This window comes from Streptomyces sp. NPDC018026 (assembly GCF_044327745.1).
Classification (GTDB): Bacteria; Actinomycetota; Actinomycetes; order Streptomycetales; family Streptomycetaceae; genus Streptomyces; species Streptomyces rubrogriseus.
In genome coordinates this window covers 697,239-716,548 of the sequence record NZ_JBIRFY010000003.1, presented here as the reverse complement: position 1 = coordinate 716,548, position 19,310 = coordinate 697,239, and the positions used below count along the sequence as shown (strand labels likewise).

Annotated in this window: 14 protein-coding genes; 1 reads left to right on the top strand and 13 read right to left on the bottom strand. The window is 69.8% G+C overall.

The annotated features are described in order from the left end of the window. Positions 1 to 6: 6 nt before the first annotated feature. The 5 genes from ACH4D3_RS13395 to ACH4D3_RS13375 form a co-directional block, all read right to left on the bottom strand. On the bottom strand, positions 7 to 2,361 hold the full coding sequence (locus tag ACH4D3_RS13395) for an amino acid adenylation domain-containing protein (protein ID WP_398320785.1): 2,355 nt from the start codon (positions 2,359 to 2,361) through the stop codon (positions 7 to 9). Between the two features lie 62 nt (positions 2,362 to 2,423). Next, the gene (locus ACH4D3_RS13390) at positions 2,424 to 3,374 is read right to left on the bottom strand and encodes an L-tyrosine 3-hydroxylase (protein WP_398320782.1); all 951 of its coding nucleotides are present in this window, start codon (positions 3,372 to 3,374) and stop codon (positions 2,424 to 2,426) included. Between the two features lies 1 nt (position 3,375). Continuing rightward, positions 3,376 to 3,876 (bottom strand): VOC family protein, encoded by a 501-nt coding sequence (locus tag ACH4D3_RS13385; RefSeq protein ID WP_398320779.1) that lies wholly within the window; start codon positions 3,874 to 3,876, stop codon positions 3,376 to 3,378. Between the two features lie 29 nt (positions 3,877 to 3,905). Continuing rightward, entirely contained in the window at positions 3,906 to 4,142 is a 237-nt protein-coding gene (locus ACH4D3_RS13380) for an MbtH family protein (protein ID WP_398320776.1), read from the bottom strand. Continuing rightward, positions 4,135 to 6,351 (bottom strand): SidA/IucD/PvdA family monooxygenase, encoded by a 2,217-nt coding sequence (locus tag ACH4D3_RS13375; protein WP_398320773.1) that lies wholly within the window; start codon positions 6,349 to 6,351, stop codon positions 4,135 to 4,137. Before ACH4D3_RS13375 ends, ACH4D3_RS13380 begins: the two co-directional genes overlap by 8 nt. Positions 6,352 to 6,413: 62 nt before the next feature. Here ACH4D3_RS13375 and ACH4D3_RS13370 point away from each other — a divergent pair, with 62 nt between their 5' ends. Then, positions 6,414 to 7,790, top strand: coding sequence for an aspartate aminotransferase family protein (locus ACH4D3_RS13370; protein WP_398320770.1), 1,377 nt, complete (start codon positions 6,414 to 6,416; stop codon positions 7,788 to 7,790). Positions 7,791 to 7,816: 26 nt separating this feature from the next. Here the strand turns inward: ACH4D3_RS13370 and ACH4D3_RS13365 are convergent, their stop codons facing one another. The 8 genes from ACH4D3_RS13365 to ACH4D3_RS13330 all read right to left on the bottom strand — a co-directional run bounded on the left by ACH4D3_RS13365 (position 7,817) and on the right by ACH4D3_RS13330 (position 18,757). Next, complete coding sequence (locus ACH4D3_RS13365; protein WP_398320767.1) at positions 7,817 to 9,025, bottom strand: MFS transporter; 1,209 nt, start codon at positions 9,023 to 9,025, stop codon at positions 7,817 to 7,819. A 177-nt stretch (positions 9,026 to 9,202) separates the two neighbouring features. Continuing rightward, positions 9,203 to 12,382: an amino acid adenylation domain-containing protein gene (locus ACH4D3_RS13360; RefSeq protein WP_398320764.1), complete on the bottom strand. Its 3,180-nt coding sequence runs from the start codon at positions 12,380 to 12,382 to the stop codon at positions 9,203 to 9,205. After that, on the bottom strand, positions 12,379 to 13,476 hold the full coding sequence (locus tag ACH4D3_RS13355; protein ID WP_398320761.1) for a zinc-binding dehydrogenase: 1,098 nt from the start codon (positions 13,474 to 13,476) through the stop codon (positions 12,379 to 12,381). Before ACH4D3_RS13355 ends, ACH4D3_RS13360 begins: the two co-directional genes overlap by 4 nt. Before the next feature lie 44 nt (positions 13,477 to 13,520). Then, positions 13,521 to 14,318 (bottom strand): phytanoyl-CoA dioxygenase family protein, encoded by a 798-nt coding sequence (locus ACH4D3_RS13350; protein ID WP_398320758.1) that lies wholly within the window; start codon positions 14,316 to 14,318, stop codon positions 13,521 to 13,523. 33 nt (positions 14,319 to 14,351) lie between these two features. Further along, positions 14,352 to 15,200 (bottom strand): putative 2OG-Fe(II) oxygenase, encoded by an 849-nt coding sequence (locus ACH4D3_RS13345; protein WP_398320755.1) that lies wholly within the window; start codon positions 15,198 to 15,200, stop codon positions 14,352 to 14,354. 99 nt (positions 15,201 to 15,299) lie between these two features. Continuing rightward, the gene (locus tag ACH4D3_RS13340) at positions 15,300 to 16,841 is read right to left on the bottom strand and encodes an acetolactate synthase large subunit (RefSeq protein WP_398320752.1); all 1,542 of its coding nucleotides are present in this window, start codon (positions 16,839 to 16,841) and stop codon (positions 15,300 to 15,302) included. Continuing rightward, on the bottom strand, positions 16,838 to 17,785 hold the full coding sequence (locus ACH4D3_RS13335) for an LLM class flavin-dependent oxidoreductase (RefSeq protein ID WP_398320750.1): 948 nt from the start codon (positions 17,783 to 17,785) through the stop codon (positions 16,838 to 16,840). Before ACH4D3_RS13335 ends, ACH4D3_RS13340 begins: the two co-directional genes overlap by 4 nt. Positions 17,786 to 17,902: 117 nt before the next feature. Then, positions 17,903 to 18,757 (bottom strand): aspartyl/asparaginyl beta-hydroxylase domain-containing protein, encoded by an 855-nt coding sequence (locus ACH4D3_RS13330; RefSeq protein WP_398320747.1) that lies wholly within the window; start codon positions 18,755 to 18,757, stop codon positions 17,903 to 17,905. Positions 18,758 to 19,310: the final 553 nt, after the last annotated feature.

The window sequence follows — 19,310 nt, the reverse complement described above, 5'->3', positions numbered from 1 at the left end:
GCGACATCACTCCTTCAGCGCGTCGATGCGACGGACGGCCTCGTCCTCGGGCAGCGCCGCCACCAGCTCCGCGACCAGACGCTCGATCTCCGTGGTCAGTCCGCGCACCGTGGGGTCCGCGAAGAACGCGGCCACGGGAACCCGCACCCCGAACAGCGTGGTGATACGGCCCAAGACCTGTGCGGCCTTGAGGGAGTTGCCGCCTATGGCGAAGAACGGATCCGTCCGGCCCACCTCGTCGACGCCGAGCACGGCCGACCAGAGAGAGGACAATTCGGCCTCCAGCGACGACAAGGGTGCCTCGCCCCGCCCGCGGGCCGTGCGCTGCGCCGCAGTGGGCGCAGGCAGGGCCACCCGGTCGAGCTTTCCCGACGCGGTGTGGGGGAACTCGTCCATGGTCACGTACGCGGACGGGAGCATGTACTCGGGAAGGGCGCCCGCGGCACGACGTGCCAGGTCGTCCACCCGAGCGCCGGGCCCGAGGACGTATGCCACGAGTTCGGGGTCCCCGCCATCGTCCTCGCGCACCACCACGGCGCAGTCGCGAACCTGCGGATCCGCCGCCAGGACCGCTTCGACCTCCGCAAGTTCGACCCTCGCGCCGCGGAGTTTGACCTGCGTGTCCCTCCTGCCCCGGAACTCGAGGCTGCCGTCCGCCGTGACCACGGCGAGGTCACCGGTACGGTACAGGCGCTCCCCGGGTTCCAGTGCGTACGGGTGCGGCACAAAGCGTTCCGCCGTGGCTGCGGGCATGCCGTGGTACCCGCGCGCCAGTCCGCCGACACCCGCCACACAGATCTCGCCGGGCACCCCCGGGGGCACGGGATTCAGCGAGTCGTCCAAGACGTGAAGCCGGTAGGGGCCCACCTGTTCACCGACGGGCACGTGCGGTGCCGTCGCCGTGCCGGCCTCCCACACGGCCACCTCGGAGGTCTCCGTCTGTCCGTATGCGGAGTGGAAGCGGGCGTTGGGGAAGGCGCGCCGTACCGGCTCCAGCAGCCGTGCCGGCATCGCCTCGCCCGACGTCTGCACCCACCGGACCCCGGGGAAGGCGGCGTCGCCGACGGCGCTCAGGAAGGTCTTGAGCATCGAGGGCACGAAGTGCACGAACGTCACCCCGCCGGTCCGCAGGATCTCGGCCAGGTGGCCGGTGTCCGCCTCACCGCCCGGTGCGGCGAGACGGACCGCGCCGCCCGCGGCCAGCGGGGCCAGGATCTCGATGACGGCCACATCGAAGATCAGCGGAGTCTTGTGGAGCACCACGGTGTCCGGACCCATGCCGTAGCGCCGGGCGATCCAGTCGACCCGGTTGGCGGCGTTGCGATGGTCGATGACTACACCCTTGGGCATGCCCGTGGACCCGGAGGTGAAGTAGAGGAGGGCCGCGTTCGAGGGACGCGACGCCGGTGCCGCAGCCGGTGTGGACGCCCCGTCCATGGGCCCGGGGGGTCCTGCTCCGTCGTCGGCGACCGTGACCGTCGGTACGCCCAGGGCGTCCGGATCCGCGCCCTGTTCCTCGTGGCAGAGGACCAGGGCGCTGTCCGCAGCACACAGCACCGCGCGCATGCGATCCGGCGGCAGCCGCCGGTCCAGCGGCACGAACGCCGATCCGCTCTTGAGGACGGCCAGCAGGCCCACCACGAGTGCCGGGGACCGGTCGAGCCGGATGCCGATCGTTCGCTCCGGTCCCGCGCCCAGCGCCCGCAGGCGGGCGGCGAGTCGGTTGGCCCGGGCGTCGAGAGCGCCGTAGGACATCGTGCCGTGGTCCGTGACCAGTGCCGGCCGGTCCGGATACTCCGCCGCCGTCCGCTCGAACATGTGGTGGAGCAGGCGGTGCTCCGGTGGTGCTTCCGCCCCGCGGTTCGTCCGGTCCGCCTGTGCGCGCGCCGCGTCTGGGGGCTGCAGGCGCAGTGCGGCGATCCTCGTCCGCGGCTTGGAGAGCGCGTCCCGCACCAGGCAGCGCAGTGCTCTGGGCAAGGAGGCCCCCGTGTCCTCGCCAAGTGCCTTCGCGGTGACGACGGCCACGCCCGATATGTCGCCCCCCGCGCCGGTCTCGATGCGCACCGTGGCTCCGGGGACGCCGTCGCCCGGCGTCGGCTCGCCGGCCCGGGCGCAAAGAGCGGCGAACGGCTCGTCGCCCGAGACGGAGAGCCGCAGCAAAGCCGGTCTGTCCATCGGCCCCATGGTGGTCGCGCCGGTGCCGCCAAGGAACACCTCGTAGGTCTCCCCGACGTCGTACCGGTACAGGGTGGCGCACACGGCGGCGGCCAGGACGGCGGGTTCGGCCGCCGCGCAGACGCGGGCGACTGCTGCCACGTCCGCCATGACCGCGGCATCCAGTGCCAGTGTCGGGTTCGGCAAGTCACTCACTCCTTCGCGCGGCGAGGTCGCGGCCTGGTCTCGTCCCACGGCTCGGACCCGGGTCAGACGGCGACCGTGGGCAGCGGCATCAGCCTTGCCACGATGCTGTGGAACCGTTGTTCGCACTCTCGTACGGCCACGCTCGACTCGGCGGGCACGGCGGCCACCCGGACGGGGTGGAGTCGGTTCCGGTCGACGTCGAAAAGGACGGCTCGCAGGCGGCGCGCCAGTTGGTCGGACAGCTCCTCGTCGGACACGTGACGACGAGTGGTGAGGAAGAAGCCGTCGAAGAGGGCTCCGTACACGGACCGCTCCTGCGCCCGCATGCCCGGCGCGAACCTCTGGAGCAACGATTCGCTGCCGGACGCCAGCCGTGCCGCCACGGCGCCGTGCACCGCGTGGTTGGCACGCAGCGCGCTCCGGAACTGTTTCGCCTCCGCGGCCGCCACCCACTGCGGCGGCCGTACTCCGAAGAGCCGCCGAACCGGTGCGTAGTCCGGCGCCCAGGCGCCGGAAAAGCCGTGGTGCTGGCGGTACATGGCGGGCCGGATGAATCTGCCGTATGCCTCGGGCGAGCACGAACCGGTGTACAGCAGCATCGTGTTGCAGCCTTCGACCAGGCAGGTGAGGGCCGTGACGACCGTCTCGTCCGGCTCCTCCCGCATGGCCGGGCCGGACCGCAGTGCACGGGCCATGAAGTGCCAGAGCAGGAACGTGACCTGGTGCCCGGTGATCCAGCGGAACCAGAACACGTCGTCCATGACGTCGAGGTCGGGTGCGGGTGCGGAGTGCCCGGCCCGGTACTCCGACGGGGGCGGGCCGGTGCCCCTCTCACCGACGGACCTCACCAGTGGCAGCTGCCCCGGCCGGGCCCGGGCAGCGTCTGCGGGGGACGGCAGGAACAACGGCTCGAGACCGTAGCGGTATCCGCCGTAGTCCCAGTCCCAGTCCTGGTCCTGGTCCTGGTCCTGGTCCGCCGGCGCGAGGCGGCCTGTGTTCTCCTGTGCCGTCATGTCACGGTCCCGGCACGTAGGTGAATTCGAACTCGAGGCCGTTGGGGTCGAGGCAGTAGAAACTCTGCACCCCGTCGCTGTCGACCACCACGTCTGTCGGGCCGTCCTCGGGCCGGAAGACATACCGTCCGCCACGGGCGAGCGCCAGCCAGCGTTCCCGCCAGTGCCGGAGAGCTTCCGGAGAATCGACCGCGAGACACAGGTGCTGGTACTGCGTCGCATGCTCGGACTGTGCCTCGTTGCCGGTACCGGGCCTCTCGAAGAGGTGGAAGCGCACGGGGCCACAGACCATCTCGACGAGCCGGGTGATGCCGGGCAGGCGACTGAGGGTCAGCTCGGAGAACCGGGTGAGGGTCCATGACGTACGGGCCTGGAAGAACTCTCCGTACCATGCCTGTGACAGGTCCAGATCGGCCGTCTGGACACCGACGTGGTGGAACGCGGGGGCCCTCAACCGAGGGTTCGCCGTGGGCTGTTCGGCGACGACTTCTGGCGTACTCATGGTGCCTCCTGGAGGGTGCGTAGGGGGTGCTACCTCGTGCCGGGCGTCACGGAGGCCTGGGCCATGCTTCGCCGGAGGCTTGCGGGGCGCATGTCCGTCCAGACCTCGGCGATGTGGGAGAGGCACTCGTCCTTGGGCCGTGGATCGCCGATCGCGGTCCAGCCGTCGGGCACCTCACGGCCTTCGGGCCAGATGGAGTACTGCTCCTCTGCGTTGCGCACGACGAGGAAGAGGTCCCGACCGTGGTCGTTGCCGGTTTCACTCACTGACGTCTCCTCCGGGTTCTGTGGAAAGCGGAAGGCCGACGAGGTAGCTGATGAAGTCTCGTTGGCTCGTTTCGGTGGTCTCGGCCAGCGCGAGCGCGGCCAGGCGCCGGTCCCGGTCGTCACGGTCCTGGGAGAGCTTGAAGCGACCGGTGATGTCGCTGATGTCGATCTCGAAGCCCGCGATCTGGTCGATGAGCCGCCCGATCCGTTCGTCGTCGGGGCTGAGCGGTGGCCGCCCCGGACGCGGCTCGGACTGTTCGGAGATGGAGCACAGGCCCTCGATGACGTGGTCCTGCGCGTCGAGAAGCCGTGCCCGTCCGCGGACCGACACGGTGACCGAGTTCCACGTGGGCAACTGGTCGGACGCGTAGACGTGTTGGGAGATGTAGCTGTTCGGGCCGTGGAACAGCACGGTCACCGGTCGGCCGTCGAGTAGACGCGTCTGCGGGTTGGACCGGTCGAGATGGCCGAACAGCACGCCGTGCCGACCGCGTCGCCGGTCGAGGATCAATGGCAGCTGGGTCACCACCGGATCGTGGGCGCCGCGCGCCGAAATCAGGGTGGCGAACCGGTAGCGCTCCATGACCGCGTACAGCTTGTCGGGGTCGTGTTCGAGGTGCCGGGCGGGAGGGTACGGGGCCCTGGACCTGGTGGCGACGGGGGGAGCCTGCTGCCCCAGGTGTTGCCGGATGTCCTGAAAGATCTGCGCGGACCGGAAGGGCAGCAGGGACAGCAGGGTGTCGCCGATGCCGAACGTCTGCTCGCCGAGACCCTGGACATACAGTCCCGCGGTGAACTGAGGTGCGAGCCTGACGCGACAGGCCTCGGACAGGACGGTCTCGCCGGTCTCGTCCCTGTCGATGTGAGGCAGGACGTCCGCGAAGATCTGCTTGTCGAGCTCACGGTCGTACCCGATCGCCAGGACCACCGCGTCGCATGCCAGATTGCCGCGCGTGCCGTCGATCCGGTCCTCGATCGTCGTCAGGACGCCGCGGCCGTCCGTACGGCGCTCGGCCCCGACCAGACGGGAGTAGGGGTGGATGTGCAGTCGCCGTCGACCACGAACCCTGTCCTGGTAGGCGATGCGGTAGATGGTGTCGAGGAGATCCTCCTCGATGACGCTGTAGTTGGCGTTGCGCAGGGTCGCCAGTTCCTGGGCACGCCGCCGCGGCTCGCGTGAGTGGAAGGCCTGGGCGCTCGTCGAGTAGAACTGCTCGTTGACGAAGGGGCTGTTGTCGGTCGGGCGCGGGGCGTACCCGGAGACAATGAGGTGGACCTCGCTCTCGGGGTAGCCGTTCAGCACGGACAGCGTGATCTCGCCGGCGCTCTGGCCGTCGCCCGCGACGAGGACGCGGTGCGGTGCCGCCGTGTCGGGCAGCCACTGGCCGAACTTCGGCAGGAACTCGCTGGAGTGGATCGTGCAGCGCCTGTCCACTCCCGGAGGGATCCGCGGGATGCCGCCGGGGGCAACCACCACGTTGCGGGCGCGGATCCTGTCCACCCGTCCGGTCCCGGTGTCCCGGACCCGGACCTCGAACAGCGCTCCCGAGGTGCCGTCGTCCGACGCGATCGGCGAGACGGCCTCCACCTCGGTCCCGTAGCGCACCTGGTCGGCGAAGTCGTCCGCGGCCCAACGCAGGTAGCCGCTGTACTCCAAGCGCGAGGGGTGCAGTTCGTCGAGGTTGAGGAAGTGTTCCAGCCGGCCACAGTGCTTGAGGTAGTTGAGGAACGAGTACGCGCTCCTCGGGTTCCGCATCGTGGCGAGGTCTTTCATGTACGAAATTTGCATCCGGGAACCGTCGAGCAGCATTCCAGGGTGCCAGCTAAACATCGGTTTACGCTCAATAAAGAGGCAACTTCTACTGGCATCCACCTCCCGGGCCGCAATAGCCAGGGCCAGATTCGACGGGCCGAACCCCACTCCCACCAGATCATAGGGAGAAGGCTCTGATCTCACATTCCTCAATGTCCCTACCTCACCCTTGCGCGTGTCCCCGGGAGATACCTCGCACCGGTACAACGATGTCGATTGAGGTACAGATGTGTCGAGCAGGCGCCCTCCGCAAGCCGACGACAGAATTACCGCAAGCTGCGCACCATAAGCGGGAGTCAGATTATCCAACCCCGAATCAACCGTCAATGCCACCGTACCGACCAATGGCAAACGACCTGAAATCAATCTCTGAAATTCCCCCCTTGACTCATCCATCGAGGCTGCGAAATACTGCGGCCATTCATTTGCAGTAGCACTTTCGGAGGAATCACGTGGCCATGCCCCCCGAACCGATTGATCGCCGACGTGTGCACGAGCTGACCGAACGCGAGAAGGAACGGCTGGCCGTCCGGACCCGGGAATCCGCCGCGATGTACCGGCGGGCGCGCTTCGCACTCTCCGGCGGCGTCGCGTCCTCCTACCAGGTACGCGAGCCCTGGCCGATCTACCTCGCCGACGGAAGCGGACCACGCGTCCGCGACATCAGCGGGAACGAGATGTGGGACTTCCACAACGGCTTCGGTTCGATGATCCAGGGACACGCCCATCCCGCGATAGGCCGGGCGATCGCCGAACGGTACGGCCTGGGCACCCACTTCGCCGCCCCCACGGAGGACGCCGTGGTCGTCGCGGAGGAACTGCGGCGACGCTGGGGACTCCCCCAGTGGCGCTACACGAACTCCGGATCCGAGGCGACCATGGACGCCATCAGGATCGCCCGCGCCCACACCGGTCGTGACACCGTACTCAAGGTCTTCGGTGGCTACCACGGGCACCATGACACGGTGATGGTGTCGATCGCCGGGGAGCACGACGTCCCGGGCGCCCCCGACCGGCTGCCCTCCCTGGCCCACGGATCCGGCATCCCGTCCGCCACGGTCGATCTGACCGTGGCCGTGCCGTACAACGACGCCGAGGCGACCGAGCGGTGCATCGAGCGGCTCGTCGACGAAGGCCGCACCCCGGCCTGCTTCATCCTCGAACCCGTCGTGATGAACATGCGCGTCATCCCGCCCGTGGACGGCTACCTCGAGGCCGTTCGCGCCCTCACCCGCCGGCACGGCATCGTCCTCGTCTTCGACGAGGTGAAGACCGGGTTGTGCGTGGCCGCGGGCGGAGCCACCGAGCGCTTCGGCATCGTGCCGGACCTCGTCACACTCGCCAAGGCTCTGGGCGGCGGCCTCCCGATGGGCGCGGTCGGCGGGTCCGAGGACGTCATGTCCGTGGTGGAGAGCGGAGCCGTCCACCAGGTCGGCACGTACAACGGAAACCCCTTGGCCACGGCCGCTGCGCGGGCCAGTCTGCAGCAGGTGCTGACCCCCGACGCGTACCCGCGTCTGGAGCGGGTCAACCGGCGCCTGACCAGCGCCTGCGACGAGGTCATCGCCAAGTACGCGCTGCCCGCCTACACGGTCGGTATGGGAGCCAAGGGGTGTGTCACCTTCGCCCCCCGCCCGATCACGGACTTCGCGTCGTTCCACGCGCACCGCGATCCCGAACTCAGCCAGCTGTTCTGGCTTTACACCTTCAACCGCGGTGTCTACACAACCCCCAACCGCGACCAGGAATGGACCCTGTCGGTCACGCACGGCGAGGCGGCGGTCGACGCGTATGCGGCGGTGTTCGAGGAGATGGCCGCGGCACTGCGCGGCTGACCCGAAGGTCACATGGCCCGGGCCCATCACGCCGCCTCCTGAGGCAACTCGCGCATCGTGCGTATCGGAGCGGACAGCAGGAGCAGGAGTACGCAGACGACACCGCCGACGACGCCCACCCACAGCGTCGGTCTCAGCCCCAGCCAGGTGCCCAGTGCCCCGCCGGCCAGCGCGCCGAGGGGGCGGGCTCCGTTGTCGAACAGCAGATAGGCGCCCTGCACCCGGGCCCGCAGCCGGTCCGGGGTCAGCGCCTGCTGGATCGAACTCCCGGCGATGTCACACACCATCAGGCCGAAGCCGGAGGCGAACTCCGCCGCGGTCAGCAGCAGGGCGGCGAACCAAGGCGCTCCACGGGCCAGCGGGGCGAGCACGAGCGCCCCGGGATACAGCAGGGAGCCGAGAAAGAACGCCGGTCCGATTCCGATCCGCCGGATGACACCCGAGGCGGCAGCGGAGCCGATCAGCGCCCCGAGCGCGCCGCCGCCGAGCACCAGCCCGATCAGCCCGGGTGCCAGGCCCAGCTCACGCGTCGCGAAAAGGATGAGCAGCGCGAAGTAGAGCGAGTAGAAGAAGTTCAGGCTCGCGTCGGCGACGAACTTCGCCAGCAGCGCCGGCGTGCGTACGACGAACCGGAGACCCTCCTTGATGCGCCCGCGCCCGGCAGGTTCACCGGGCGGTTCCTTGGCCGAGATCGCCCCGACGAGGGACGCCGAGCCGAGGAACGACAGGACGTCCAGCACGAGCACGACCGGAGCAGAGAGGACCTGCACCAGCACCCCACCGATGCTGGGGCCCGCGGTCCAGGAGAAGGAGTAGCTTCCCCTCACCAGCGACATGCCCGCCACGTAGTCGGCACGCGGCACCACTGACGTGAACAGCCCGGTGGCGCACAGATTGAAGAACACGGCGAGCACACCGGTGCAGAAGGCCACCACGTACAGCTGGTTCAGGCTGAGCGTGTCCAGTGCGTAGGCGACAGGGACGGTCACCAGCAGCAGCGCTCGCCCCAGGTCGGCCAGCACCATCATGCGGCGCCGGTGACCACTGCGGTCCACGAAGGCCCCGGCGTGGAGCGAGAACAGCAGACTCGGCAGCGAACCGGCCGCCGAGAGGAACGCCACCTCGCCGGGGCCGGCGTCCAGGGTGACCACCGCGATCAGCGGCAGTGCCACGATGGTGACCTGGTCGCCCAGGTAGGTGATGGTCTGGGCGGTCCAGTAGCGTCGGAATCCCACCTGCCGCAGCAGTGGCGGAACTCTGGCGAGCACCCGGCTCGCCCGGCTCGACGCCTGGGGCGCAGAAGCGTCCGGCGGGCTCCCACTGCCGGATTCGGGCCCGCCCGGGGAGGTCGAGCCGTTCGCTGATCGAGGGTCGGAGCCTGTCACGAGCCGCCTTTCCTTGATTTCGTTCCGTCACTCGTCGGGAGTCGTCGGCCAGGTGGAGGGCCGGCTGATCGGGCGGCCGGGATCCTCGACCATGGCGCGCAGCACCGCGGACAGGTCGCGGGCCATGCCCAGCGCGGTCTCACGCTCGAAGAGGTCCGTGGCGTACTCCAGGTGCCCGACGATCCCGCCGGGCCCGAAGTCCGTGTCGTCGACCTCGGTGAGTTCGAAGGTGAGATCGAACTTGGCCACGTCCAGTCCCAGCACCCGTGCCTCGGCCTCGAGCCCGGGCAGCCGCGGGATCTCGGGGCGGCCGACCTGGAAGGCGAGCATGACCTGCACCACGGGGTTGTAGGCCATCGACCGTTGCGGGTTCAGCGCCTCCACGACCCGGTCGAAGGGCATCTCCTGCGCCTCGAAGGCCGCCGTGTCGGCCTCCCGCACACGCGAGACCGTCTCGGCCGGCGTGGGATCGCCGGAGAGGTCGACGCGCAGTGCGAGCGTGTTGACGAACAGCCCGACCAGATCGTCGAGGGCTCCGTCGAGACGCCCCGCCACGGTCGCGCCGATGACGATGTCGTCGCCCGCTCCGCGCATGCGGAGCACCAGGGCGAGAGCGGCGTGTACCAGCATGAACACGGTGCAGCCCATCCGCCGTGCCGCGGCGCGCACGGCCCGGTGCAGTCCCTTGCCGACGAGAACGTCGACCCGGGCTCCGGAGGTGCTCAGTGCCTGCGGACGGGGGTGGTCCGTGGCCAGGGGCAGCACGTCGGGGGCGCCGCTGAGGGCCTTGAGCCAGTACGCCTCCTGGCGCCGGCACAGCGTGGAGGGACCCTCGGCGCCGAAGAGCCCGCGCTGCCAGACGGCGTAGTCCGCGTACTGCACGGGCAGTGGTCTCCAGGGCGGCTCCAGACCGGCGCTGCGGCACGCGTAGGCGAAGCCGAGGTCCTTGACCAGGGGCTTGACCGACCAGCCGTCCACGGCGATGTGGTGCAGCAGGAGCAGCAGGACGTGTTCGCGGTCCCCGTCACCGAACAGCTGAGCCCGCAGTGGTACTTCTTCGTCCAGCCGGAAGGGGCGTAAGGCCGCGTCCCGGACGGCCGCCTCCAGTTCGGAGCCCTTCAGGCCGTCCACGACCTCCCAGCACAGCGCCTGGTCCGCGGGCAGCACACGCTGGCTCAGCGCGTTCGCCTCCCAGTCCACTATTGTGCGCAGCGCCTCGTGGCGGTCCAGCACATCGCCTACGGCGGCCCGCAGTGCCGCGGTGTCGAGTGCGCCGCGCAGGCTCACCGCCACGGGGACGTTGTAAAGGTCGGCGGGCCCGGTGAACTGGTCCAGGACCCACAGCCGTTCCTGGGCGAAGGCGGTCGGCACGAACGAGCCCCGCTCGACGGGCACGACCGCCGGCAGGCGCGACTCCCTGGACCGCAGCACCTCGGTGAGGCAGCGCACGGTCGGGTTGCGGAACACGTCGGCGATGGTGACCTCGTGTCCGAGCTCGGCACGGATACGTGCGACGAGGCGGGCTGCGGACAGTGAGTGTCCCCCCAGCACGAAGAAGTCGTCGTCCTGAGTGACGCCGCCGACGTTCAGGCACTCGGCGAAGAGCCCGACAAGGGCCTCCGGGGCCCCCGTCCGCGTCTCCGGCGGCCCGCTCCCGCCGGTGCCCGGCGGCGGAAGGGCGTTGCGGTCGACCTTGCCGTTGGAGTTGGCCGGAAGGGCCGGCAGCGGGGTGAACGTCGCCGGGATCATCTCCGCGGGCAGCGTGCGAGCCAGCTCCGAGCGGACCCGGGCGACCAGATCCCCGGCCTCCCCGGCGGCCACCAGGTAGCAGTCCAGCCGTCGTGTGCCGGCTTCGCCCCGGGCGACCACGGCGACGTCACGGACGTCCGGATGGGCGCGGATCGCCGCGTCCACCTCGCCGAGTTCGACCCGGACACCTCTGATCTTCACCTGCTGGTCGGTACGGCCGAGGTACTCCAGCAGCCCGTCGGACCGCCGGCGTGCGATGTCCCCCGTTCGGTACATGCGCGCTCCCGGCTCCCCGAAGGGACACGGCAGGAACGCGTCCGCGGTCAGGTCGGGGCGGCCGTGGTATCCGCGCGCCAGGGCCAGTCCGCTGACGTGGACCTCTCCCTCGGAACCGTCCGGGACCTCCCGCAGAGCGCTGTCGAGGAGGTGCACCCGGGTGTGGCGGATCGGGACTCCCACCGGTGCATGGCGCGGCCAGTCGGCCGGATCATCGGGCAGGACATGGAAGGTGGCGGCGTGGGTCTCGGTGGGCCCGTAGTGGTTGTGGAGCCGACGGCCCGGCCTGAGCCGGAAGAAGGTGCGCACCGTCTCGCTCAGGGTGAGTTGTTCCCCGGCCTGGGCGACATGGGCGAGGTCGGGCAGCGCCAGTCCCTGGGCGAGTGCGGCCTCGCAGACCGCCTCCACGATCAGGTTGGGGGCGAACAGGTCGGTGATGCGCCGGTGTCCGAGCCACCGCGCCAGCCGCGCCGGGTCGTGGCGGGTCTCCTCACCGGGGATCACCAGGGTGGCGCCCGTGACCAGCGTGGAGAAGATCTCCTGGGCGGAGATGTCGAATCCCGTGGCGGTGTACTGGGCGATCCTCCGGCCCGGCCCGGGGGCCATGCTCTCCCGGTGCCACCGCAGTAGGTTGCCGAGCGCGCCCGCGCCCATCACCACGCCCTTGGGCCGACCGGTCGACCCGGAGGTGTACATCACGTAGACCGGAGTGCTGTGGGGCACCTGCCCGGCGCATCGGACGGGCGTCGCCCGGTCACCGGGCGGCCGGGCGGCGAGTTCGAGCGAGCAGCGCACGGCGGGGTGACCGGCGAGCTCGCGCGTGTCGCTGTCGTGGAGAAGCAGCGCCGGCGCGGCATCTTCCAGCATGTACTCGACGCGCTGCCGGGGAGTGTCGGGGGCGAGGGGCAGATAGGCCGCGTGGACGCGCGGCACGGCCAGCAGGGCAGCGACGAGGGCCGGCGAGCGGGGCAACGCCACGCCCACGATGTCCTCCGGCCCCACGCCCGCCGCGAGCATGCGTTGTGCCAGGCCGTCGGCCCAGGCGTCCAGTTCCGCGTACGTGTACCGCGCGTCGTCGGCCTCGACCGCCACCGTGCTCGGGGCGAGGGCCGCCTGCCGGCGGAACTCCTCCGCGACGGTGGCGACGGTGGCGTACGTCAGCGTCGCGGGTGCGGGCCTCATGCGGCGACCACGGCTTTCATGACGGTGCCGGCGGCCACCCGCTCCAGGGCGTCGTGGACCGAGGCGAGCGGAAACGTCGTCACCAGACCAGCCAGGTCGAAGCGGCCCGTCAGGGCGGGCAGCATGCCTACGTACTGGTTGAGATGTGCGCCGGTGAAGGCCCAGGAACCGATGATCTCCAGTTGCCGGTACACGATCTGGTGGGGGTTGAACGAGGTGTTTCCGCTGTCGGTGTACTGGCCGACGACCAGGTACGAGCCGCTGCGCCGCACGAGCCTGGTGCCTTGTTCGACGGCGTCGGGCACCCCGGCGCACTCGATGACCAGGTCGGCACCGCGGCCTCCCGTCGCCTGCGACACGACGGTGCGAGCGGCCTCCGGGCCACCGGAGTCGAAGACGTCGACGTACTGGTCGGCGATCCCCGCGCCACGGGCGAGGTCGAGCCGCGCGCGGGGTCCACCCACCATGATCACGTGCGCGCCGGCGAGCTGGGCGAGGCAGGCGGCGGCGAGACCGACCGGGCCGCTGCCCTGAACCACCACCGTCTCACCGAGCCGGACCGGCCGCCGCTCCCAGAGTGCGTGAATCATGGTCGGGCCGGCACAGGCCAGGGACATCGCCGCGACGGGGTCGATGTCCGCGGGGAGTTTGACGACCGTCGTGCCCGGCGACAGGCGGATGAACTCCGCCCAGGAGCCGGCCAGGGGCGATCCGGCGTCAGCCGACCGGTTGACTCCGTAGGTGCGCCGGTTCTCGCAGAGCGTCGGTTCGCGCAGTTCCCGGCACGCGTGGCAGCGACCGCAGGCGATGGAGGAGGCCCACATGACGGTGTCGCCCGCCGTGAGCGGCGTGCCGTTGACGTCGTGCGTGCTCCCTTCGCCCAGTTCATGTACGACGCCCAGCCCTTCGTGCCCCAGCACGAGGGGGATCGGCACGTCGAGGTGCCCGCTGATCAGGTGCAGGTCCGTTCCGCAGATACCGCCGTAGCGGCACGCCACGGTCATGCCGCCGGGCTCCGGTGCCGGGACGTCGAATTCCAGCACGGCGGGCGGCGAGTTGTACTCCTGCAGGACAACGGCACGGCTGGTGGCCACCTGATCCCCTTGCCTGGTGCTTGCGGGCTGCGGAGACGACCCGGTCATGGCCGTCCGCCGATGAGCGCCTCGTCCTCGACGGTGAGCGGGGTGACGGACCGGCTCGCGAGGTACTCGGGGCGCGGCTCCCCGAGCGGCCTCGGCGGATTGGCGATGTCGTTGTACGTGATGATCGCCAGCCGGCGTGGATAAGGTGCCATGTTGGCCGCCGAGCCGTGCACGATCTCCGGGTGGAAGAAGACGACCGAACCGGCGGGTCCCTTGGGGCTCACCATCCCGCCGCGCTCCACACAGGCGGCGAGCTCCGCCGGCGTCAGAGCGATGTCGTCGGGGTCGAGGTGCTGCTCGGACCTCGCCGCGTCGTTGCGGTCGGAGCGGATCAGGCCGACGGAGTGCGACCCGGGGACGAAGGTGACCGGGCCGTTGAACTCGGTCACGTCGTCCAGGAAGACACCGGCGTTGACCAGGTGGGGACGGGCGATGTTGTCCGCCAGCCGCCAGGCCAGGAAATCCTGGTGCCAGGCCCACCTGTCCCCCGCGAACGCCGGCTTGGCGTTCGTCTTCAGCTGGTAGACGTACAACGGCCGGTCCAGCAGTTGCTGTGCGGAACCGAGCAGCCGGGCGGAGCGGGTGAGCGAGGTGAACTCCGGCTGGCGCAGGTGCGAGGCGTAGATCGCGCGTACGTCGGTGTCGTTGTCCTCGGTGATGCGGTGGTCGCCGGGCACCTTCGCGTCCCGTTCGAAGGCGGAGCGGAGCGCTTCGGCCTCCGGAGGGGTGAACATCCCGGGCACGAAGAGCAGGCCGTCCCGGTGATAGGTGGCAATGTCGTCAGCTGTGAGCATGGCTCTCGTCTCCCGTGCCTGCTGAATGCGTGCTCAGGACCACATGTGCAGGGGCCCGCGTCCGGTGACGCCGAGGAAGAAGGACAAGGTCACGCGACGTCCCTCCCCCGCGATCTGCTCGATGGAGTGCAGGTTGCGCGAGTCGAAGAGGACCGCGTCACCCGCCTCCGGGCGGACGGTGACGAACGGTTCGCCGGCCACCGCCTCCGGTGTGTAGCCGTAACGGTCCCGGTACCGCTCGTCGGCCGGGCGCCAGCGGTGCCGGTACACGGACACCTCCCCACCGCTGGTGGGCATGTCGAGATACCAGTTGAGCGTGACGAAGCTGGCCGGGGTCTCGTCGAAGAGACCGGGGCTTTCACGGGTGATCTCGTCGAAGTGCAGTTTCGCTCCCTTGGAGATCTCGCGGATCATGCCCGCGAACATGGGCCGGCCGCCGGAGCGGGCGTACTCCACGCCGTCGCCCCATGCCGAGCGGATCCGCTCGACCGCGACGTCCATCGGGTCCTGGCCACGCAGCAGCGAGCTGCGGATCCGCACGGCCTCCTCGGCACGTTTCCAGTACCCCTCGTCGAGCCCGTGGGCCGCGTAGAAGTCGTAGGCCGCCGGGCCGAGTTTCGCGATCCGCGGGTAGATGAGCCGCTCGTCGTAGGCACCGAGCGAGCATGTTTCCAGTGCCTCCATGATGTCGCTGCAGTCCTGCGCGGATCCGAAGCCCTTGATGTGCACCGCGCCGCTGACGCCCGCCGCCAGCCGGAGGAGGTGCTCCCGTTCCGGGGCGGTGGTGACGTCGACGTCGAAGAGTGTGTAGATGGGAGAGCCGTTGGCGCTGACATCCCCGTCGTGCGCCGAGGTGTGCTGGGTTGCTGCATCGGCGGTCATTGGCTGTCTTCCTTCCACGGTGCTCTCGTGCGGGCCGGCTCCGGTGGTGAGCGTGGTGCCGTGCGTGTCGGATCGGGGGCGGACTTGGGCGGGCAGCGGTCAGTACAACGCGGGGAGGGTCGCGTGGATGAGGTGAGGGCCGGGCTCGGCCAGGGCCTTGGTGAGTTGTTCGGTCAGTTCGCCGGACGTGGCCGCGCGCGAGGCGGGAACGCCCATTCCTTCGCTCAGGGCGACGAAGTCGAGTGCGGGATCCCGGATGTCGAACAGCGGTGACGGTGTCGTGCCGCCGCCCAGCAGGCGTCTGCTCTCGCGCCGCAGGATCGCGTAGCCGCCGTTGTCGAGCACGACGGTGGTGATGTCGAGGCTCTCGCGCGCCTGCGTCCACAGGGCGCTCAGTGTGTACATCGCGCTGCCGTCCGCTTCCAGGCAGAGCACGGGCCGCTCCGGGCAGGCCAGTGCCGCGCCGATGGACAGCGGCAGCCCCTGGCCGATCGCGAATCCGCACAGGGTGAGCAGGTCGTGACGCCGGGCCGTGGCGAGGGCGTCCGACAGTACGCCCCCGAAGGTGTTGGACTCGTCCACCACCACGGCGTCCTCGGGCAGGGCCGCGGCCACCACGGCTGCCAGCACGGCCCCGTCCAGCGGCCGGTCCGTCACCGGCACTGTGGCCGGCCGGCCTTCCAGCGGCGTTACCGGGGTGCGCGGCGCGAGTTCCTCGGCCAGCGCCTCCAGGGCGCTGACCACGTCGTCCTCCCAGGCACCGAGCCGTGTCGCGGCACAGGTCTCGGGCAACAGTTCGCCCGGGGAGCCGGGTTCCGCGAAGGCCGCGACCGGCCTGGCGGCACCGGCGAGCACCACGTGCCGGGTCCCCGCGAGCCGGGTGCGGGCCGCGGCCGGGTCTCCGCTCAGCCGTTCCGTGCGCGGCAGGCCCGCGCCGCGCGGCAGCCGGGCGGGGAACGCCTCGGTGATGACGGACGCTCCGGTGGCCCGGGCGATCCGATCCGCAGCACCGAGCCCGCGTGCGGTCAGGGCCGGTCCGCCGAGTATCAGTGCCGTGTCTGGTCCATGCCGCAGAACCCGTGCGGTGGCGGCGAGGACCTCCGCGGCGACCGCGGCGACCGGATGCGGCGCTTTCGCGGGCACGCTCTGTCCGGCCGGGGACCAGGCGACGTCCGCGGGTACGACCAAGGTGGCCGGGCCGCCCGGGGGACGCGTCGCGGCCCGCACCGCGGCCGCGGCGTCCGCGGCGCCGGTGGCGGTGGCGACCCAGGCGGACATCGGGCGTGCCAGGGCCACGACGTCGGAGTCCAAGGGGCCGTCGAGCGCGGTGCGGGTGGTGGCCGCGTCACCGACGAGTGTCACCAGCGGTGTGTGGGCGCGTCGGGCGTTGTGCAGATTGGCCAGGCCGTTGGCAAGGCCGGCTCCCTGGTGCAACAGCGCGCCGGCGGGGGCCGGGGCCAGTCGACCGAAGCCGTCGGCCGCCCCGGTCGCCACCCCCTCGAAGAGGCAGGAGACGCCTCGTACCAGCGGATGCTCGTCGAGGGCCTGCAGCAGATGCAGCTCGGACGTCCCCGGATTGGTGAAGCACACGCCGACTCCGGATGCGGCCAGCGACTCCATGAGTGCCTGTGCCCCGTTCACCGGTGTCCCCCCGCGGCCGGGACATCCTGGTCAGGCCGGCTGCCGGGGTTCGGCACAGTGTCCGTCGCCGCTCCGAGCAGGGGGGCGATCTCGTCGAGCAGGTCCTCCCGTCCGCGGAAGGGTTCGTCCCCACGTGGCCAGAACACGACCATGTCGGTGAAGCCGAGATCCTCGAACATGCCGCGGGCCGCCTCGAAGGAGTCCCGGGACGCCAGCACTCCGCCCATCTGCGGTCCGGCCACCACCATCCTCCCGAGCGACCGCGGGTCACGTCCCTCGGCCTCGCAGGCTTCGTCGAGCCGTCCGGCCTGGTCTCGCAGCAGCCCCTCCGCCTCGTCGAAGCGCGCGGCCCGGCCCAGTTCGGGCAGTCCGACGGTGATCCAGGAAGCCGCCACGCGCGCGGCCAGCCTCATGCTCCTGGGGCCGGCGGCGGCGACGGCGATCGGCACCCCGGGTCGCTGTCGGCATCCTGGGGCCATGTACGCGCCACGGGCCGTGTAGTGGACGCCGGAATAGTCCGTCTCGCGCCGGCGCAGGAGCAGATCGGTGAGTTCCGTGAACTCCGCGAAACGCGTGTGCCGTTGACCGGGGGGCAAGGGAGCCGCTCCGAACACCTCCGCGTCCCATCCGGGAGCACCCGCACCGATACCGCAGACGACCCTGCCTTCGGAGATGTCGTCGAGGGTCATGATCTCCTTGGCGAAGGTCAACGGGTGCCGGAGATTGGGGTTGGCCACCAGTGTGCCGAGGCGGATGCGGTGAGTGATACCGGCGGCCGCGGTGAGTGTGGGCATGGCGGAGAACCAGGTGTGTTCACGCAGCCCGCGCCACATCAGATGGTCAAAGGTCCATGCGTGGTCGAAGCCGAGCTGCTCGGCGCGCCGCCATCGCCGGGCGGCTTCGGACCATGACTCGTCCGGGAGGATCACTATGCCGTGGCGCACAGGTGGTGCCCTTCCGCCTCAGGGTTGGGGGGGGGTGGTGTGCGGGGCCGTGGTTGTGGCCAAGTCCGGGCCCGAGGCCGGCACAGCCGATCCCTGTCGACGTGTCCGTCCGACCTGTCACTCCTCTCGAGCGAGGAGCAGGTACTCCTTCAGGCCGACGACGTCCTTGGCCAGTTCCCGGTCGGGCATCCGCTCGATGAGCACGTCCACCGTGTTCCAGAAGAACCCGTCGCCGCCGTCACGCCTGTAGTGCTTCTTCGCGATGACGCCGAGTACGTCCTTCAGGTTGTCCGCGTCGACGACCGGCGCCAGCGCGTGCAGGCTCTCGCGCTCAACGTCGGACAGGGGCTCACGGTGGACGATGTGGGACTCCGGTATGGAGACGGAATCCTTGCCGGCGCCGCGCACGAGGCCGGTGTCCCCTGCCTCGTCGGTGAAGTCGACGATGAGATGGATTCGGTTGTCCGCCGACATGGCGGCCGAGCTGTGCTCGCGACCGGCGTCGAGGAACCACACCTCACCGAACCTCATGCGGTAGATGGTGTTCTCCTCGCTGAACAGGCAGTGGGCGTTGGTGATGATCGGCAGATGCAGCCGGTGGGCGGGTTTCGCGTGACTTGCCGTGGTGGAGAACTCCAGGTAGTCCCGATGCGGAATGTGCACCATGTCCGAGAGGACCGCGAGCCGCGCGAAGCGGATGAGCTCGGTCGCGAAGTTCTCCTCGATCGTCTGCATGAGATAGGGGAGACGCTTCCCGTATTCCGTGATGCCGGATTTCAGACTGTAGTCATAGTGCGAGATGATGCCGTCACCACTCACGCCACCCGGAGCCCAGAGCATCACGTCTTTCGACATTTTGCCGGACATGAACTCCTGATATGTCTCGGTGAAGTGGAAGGTGCGGGTAAGCCCCATCTCACTCCGGAGCCTCTCCTCATCCAGTTCCAAGACGCCAACCCGACCGGTGTGCATGACGAATACCCTTCGGAACGGAGGTCTCCAGGATCAGCGCGACCGCGCCTGACAGGGCTGGTGAAAGATGGGGCCCCGATGAACGCCCCAAACCCTAGGAGCCATTCAGTGGCCAGTCAACTACCCGTTTCTGGCCGAAAGTTGGCCCCAATCTTCAGGCAAGCCAAGCGTTCCGGCCACCTTCAACAAAGGACCAATTGGTCTACACCACTTACCGAGTGTCCTCCCTGAACTGGAACAACGCAGCGGCACGCACAGTCTTTGTGATCGACTTTATGAAACGAAAACCGTCACCTCCGGGGTCGACCTTCCCGCCACACCAACCTGAACTCTCCCTTCTTGCTTCACCGAACTCACCCATTGCACCGACCCCGACCCATTGGCCGCGAGCCCGTCCACCAGGACTTTCACGGCCCGCCGGCGAAGCCGGGACCACTGCGACGCCGCCCGGCCGGGGGTCAAGCGCGATCCCACTCTTCAGTATTGACTCCCGCGGAAACGTTACGTAGCTTGTGCGTTGGCCTGACCGTTGAAGGTAAAAGGGTCATACGGC

Bases quoted from the DNA above. Each gene is read 5' to 3' on its own strand.
- ACH4D3_RS13375 (WP_398320773.1), bottom strand. From the start codon at position 6,351: ATGGATGAGTCAAGGGGGGAATTTCAGAGATTGATTTCAGGTCGTTTG.
- ACH4D3_RS13390 (WP_398320782.1), bottom strand. From the start codon at position 3,374: ATGACGGCACAGGAGAACACAGGCCGCCTCGCGCCGGCGGACCAGGAC.
- ACH4D3_RS13350 (WP_398320758.1), bottom strand. From the start codon at position 14,318: ATGCTCACAGCTGACGACATTGCCACCTATCACCGGGACGGCCTGCTC.
- ACH4D3_RS13360 (WP_398320764.1), bottom strand. From the start codon at position 12,382: ATGAGGCCCGCACCCGCGACGCTGACGTACGCCACCGTCGCCACCGTC.
- ACH4D3_RS13385 (WP_398320779.1), bottom strand. From the start codon at position 3,876: ATGAGTACGCCAGAAGTCGTCGCCGAACAGCCCACGGCGAACCCTCGG.
- ACH4D3_RS13330 (WP_398320747.1), bottom strand. From the start codon at position 18,757: ATGCACACCGGTCGGGTTGGCGTCTTGGAACTGGATGAGGAGAGGCTC.
- ACH4D3_RS13370 (WP_398320770.1), top strand. From the start codon at position 6,414: ATGCCCCCCGAACCGATTGATCGCCGACGTGTGCACGAGCTGACCGAA.
- ACH4D3_RS13345 (WP_398320755.1), bottom strand. From the start codon at position 15,200: ATGACCGCCGATGCAGCAACCCAGCACACCTCGGCGCACGACGGGGAT.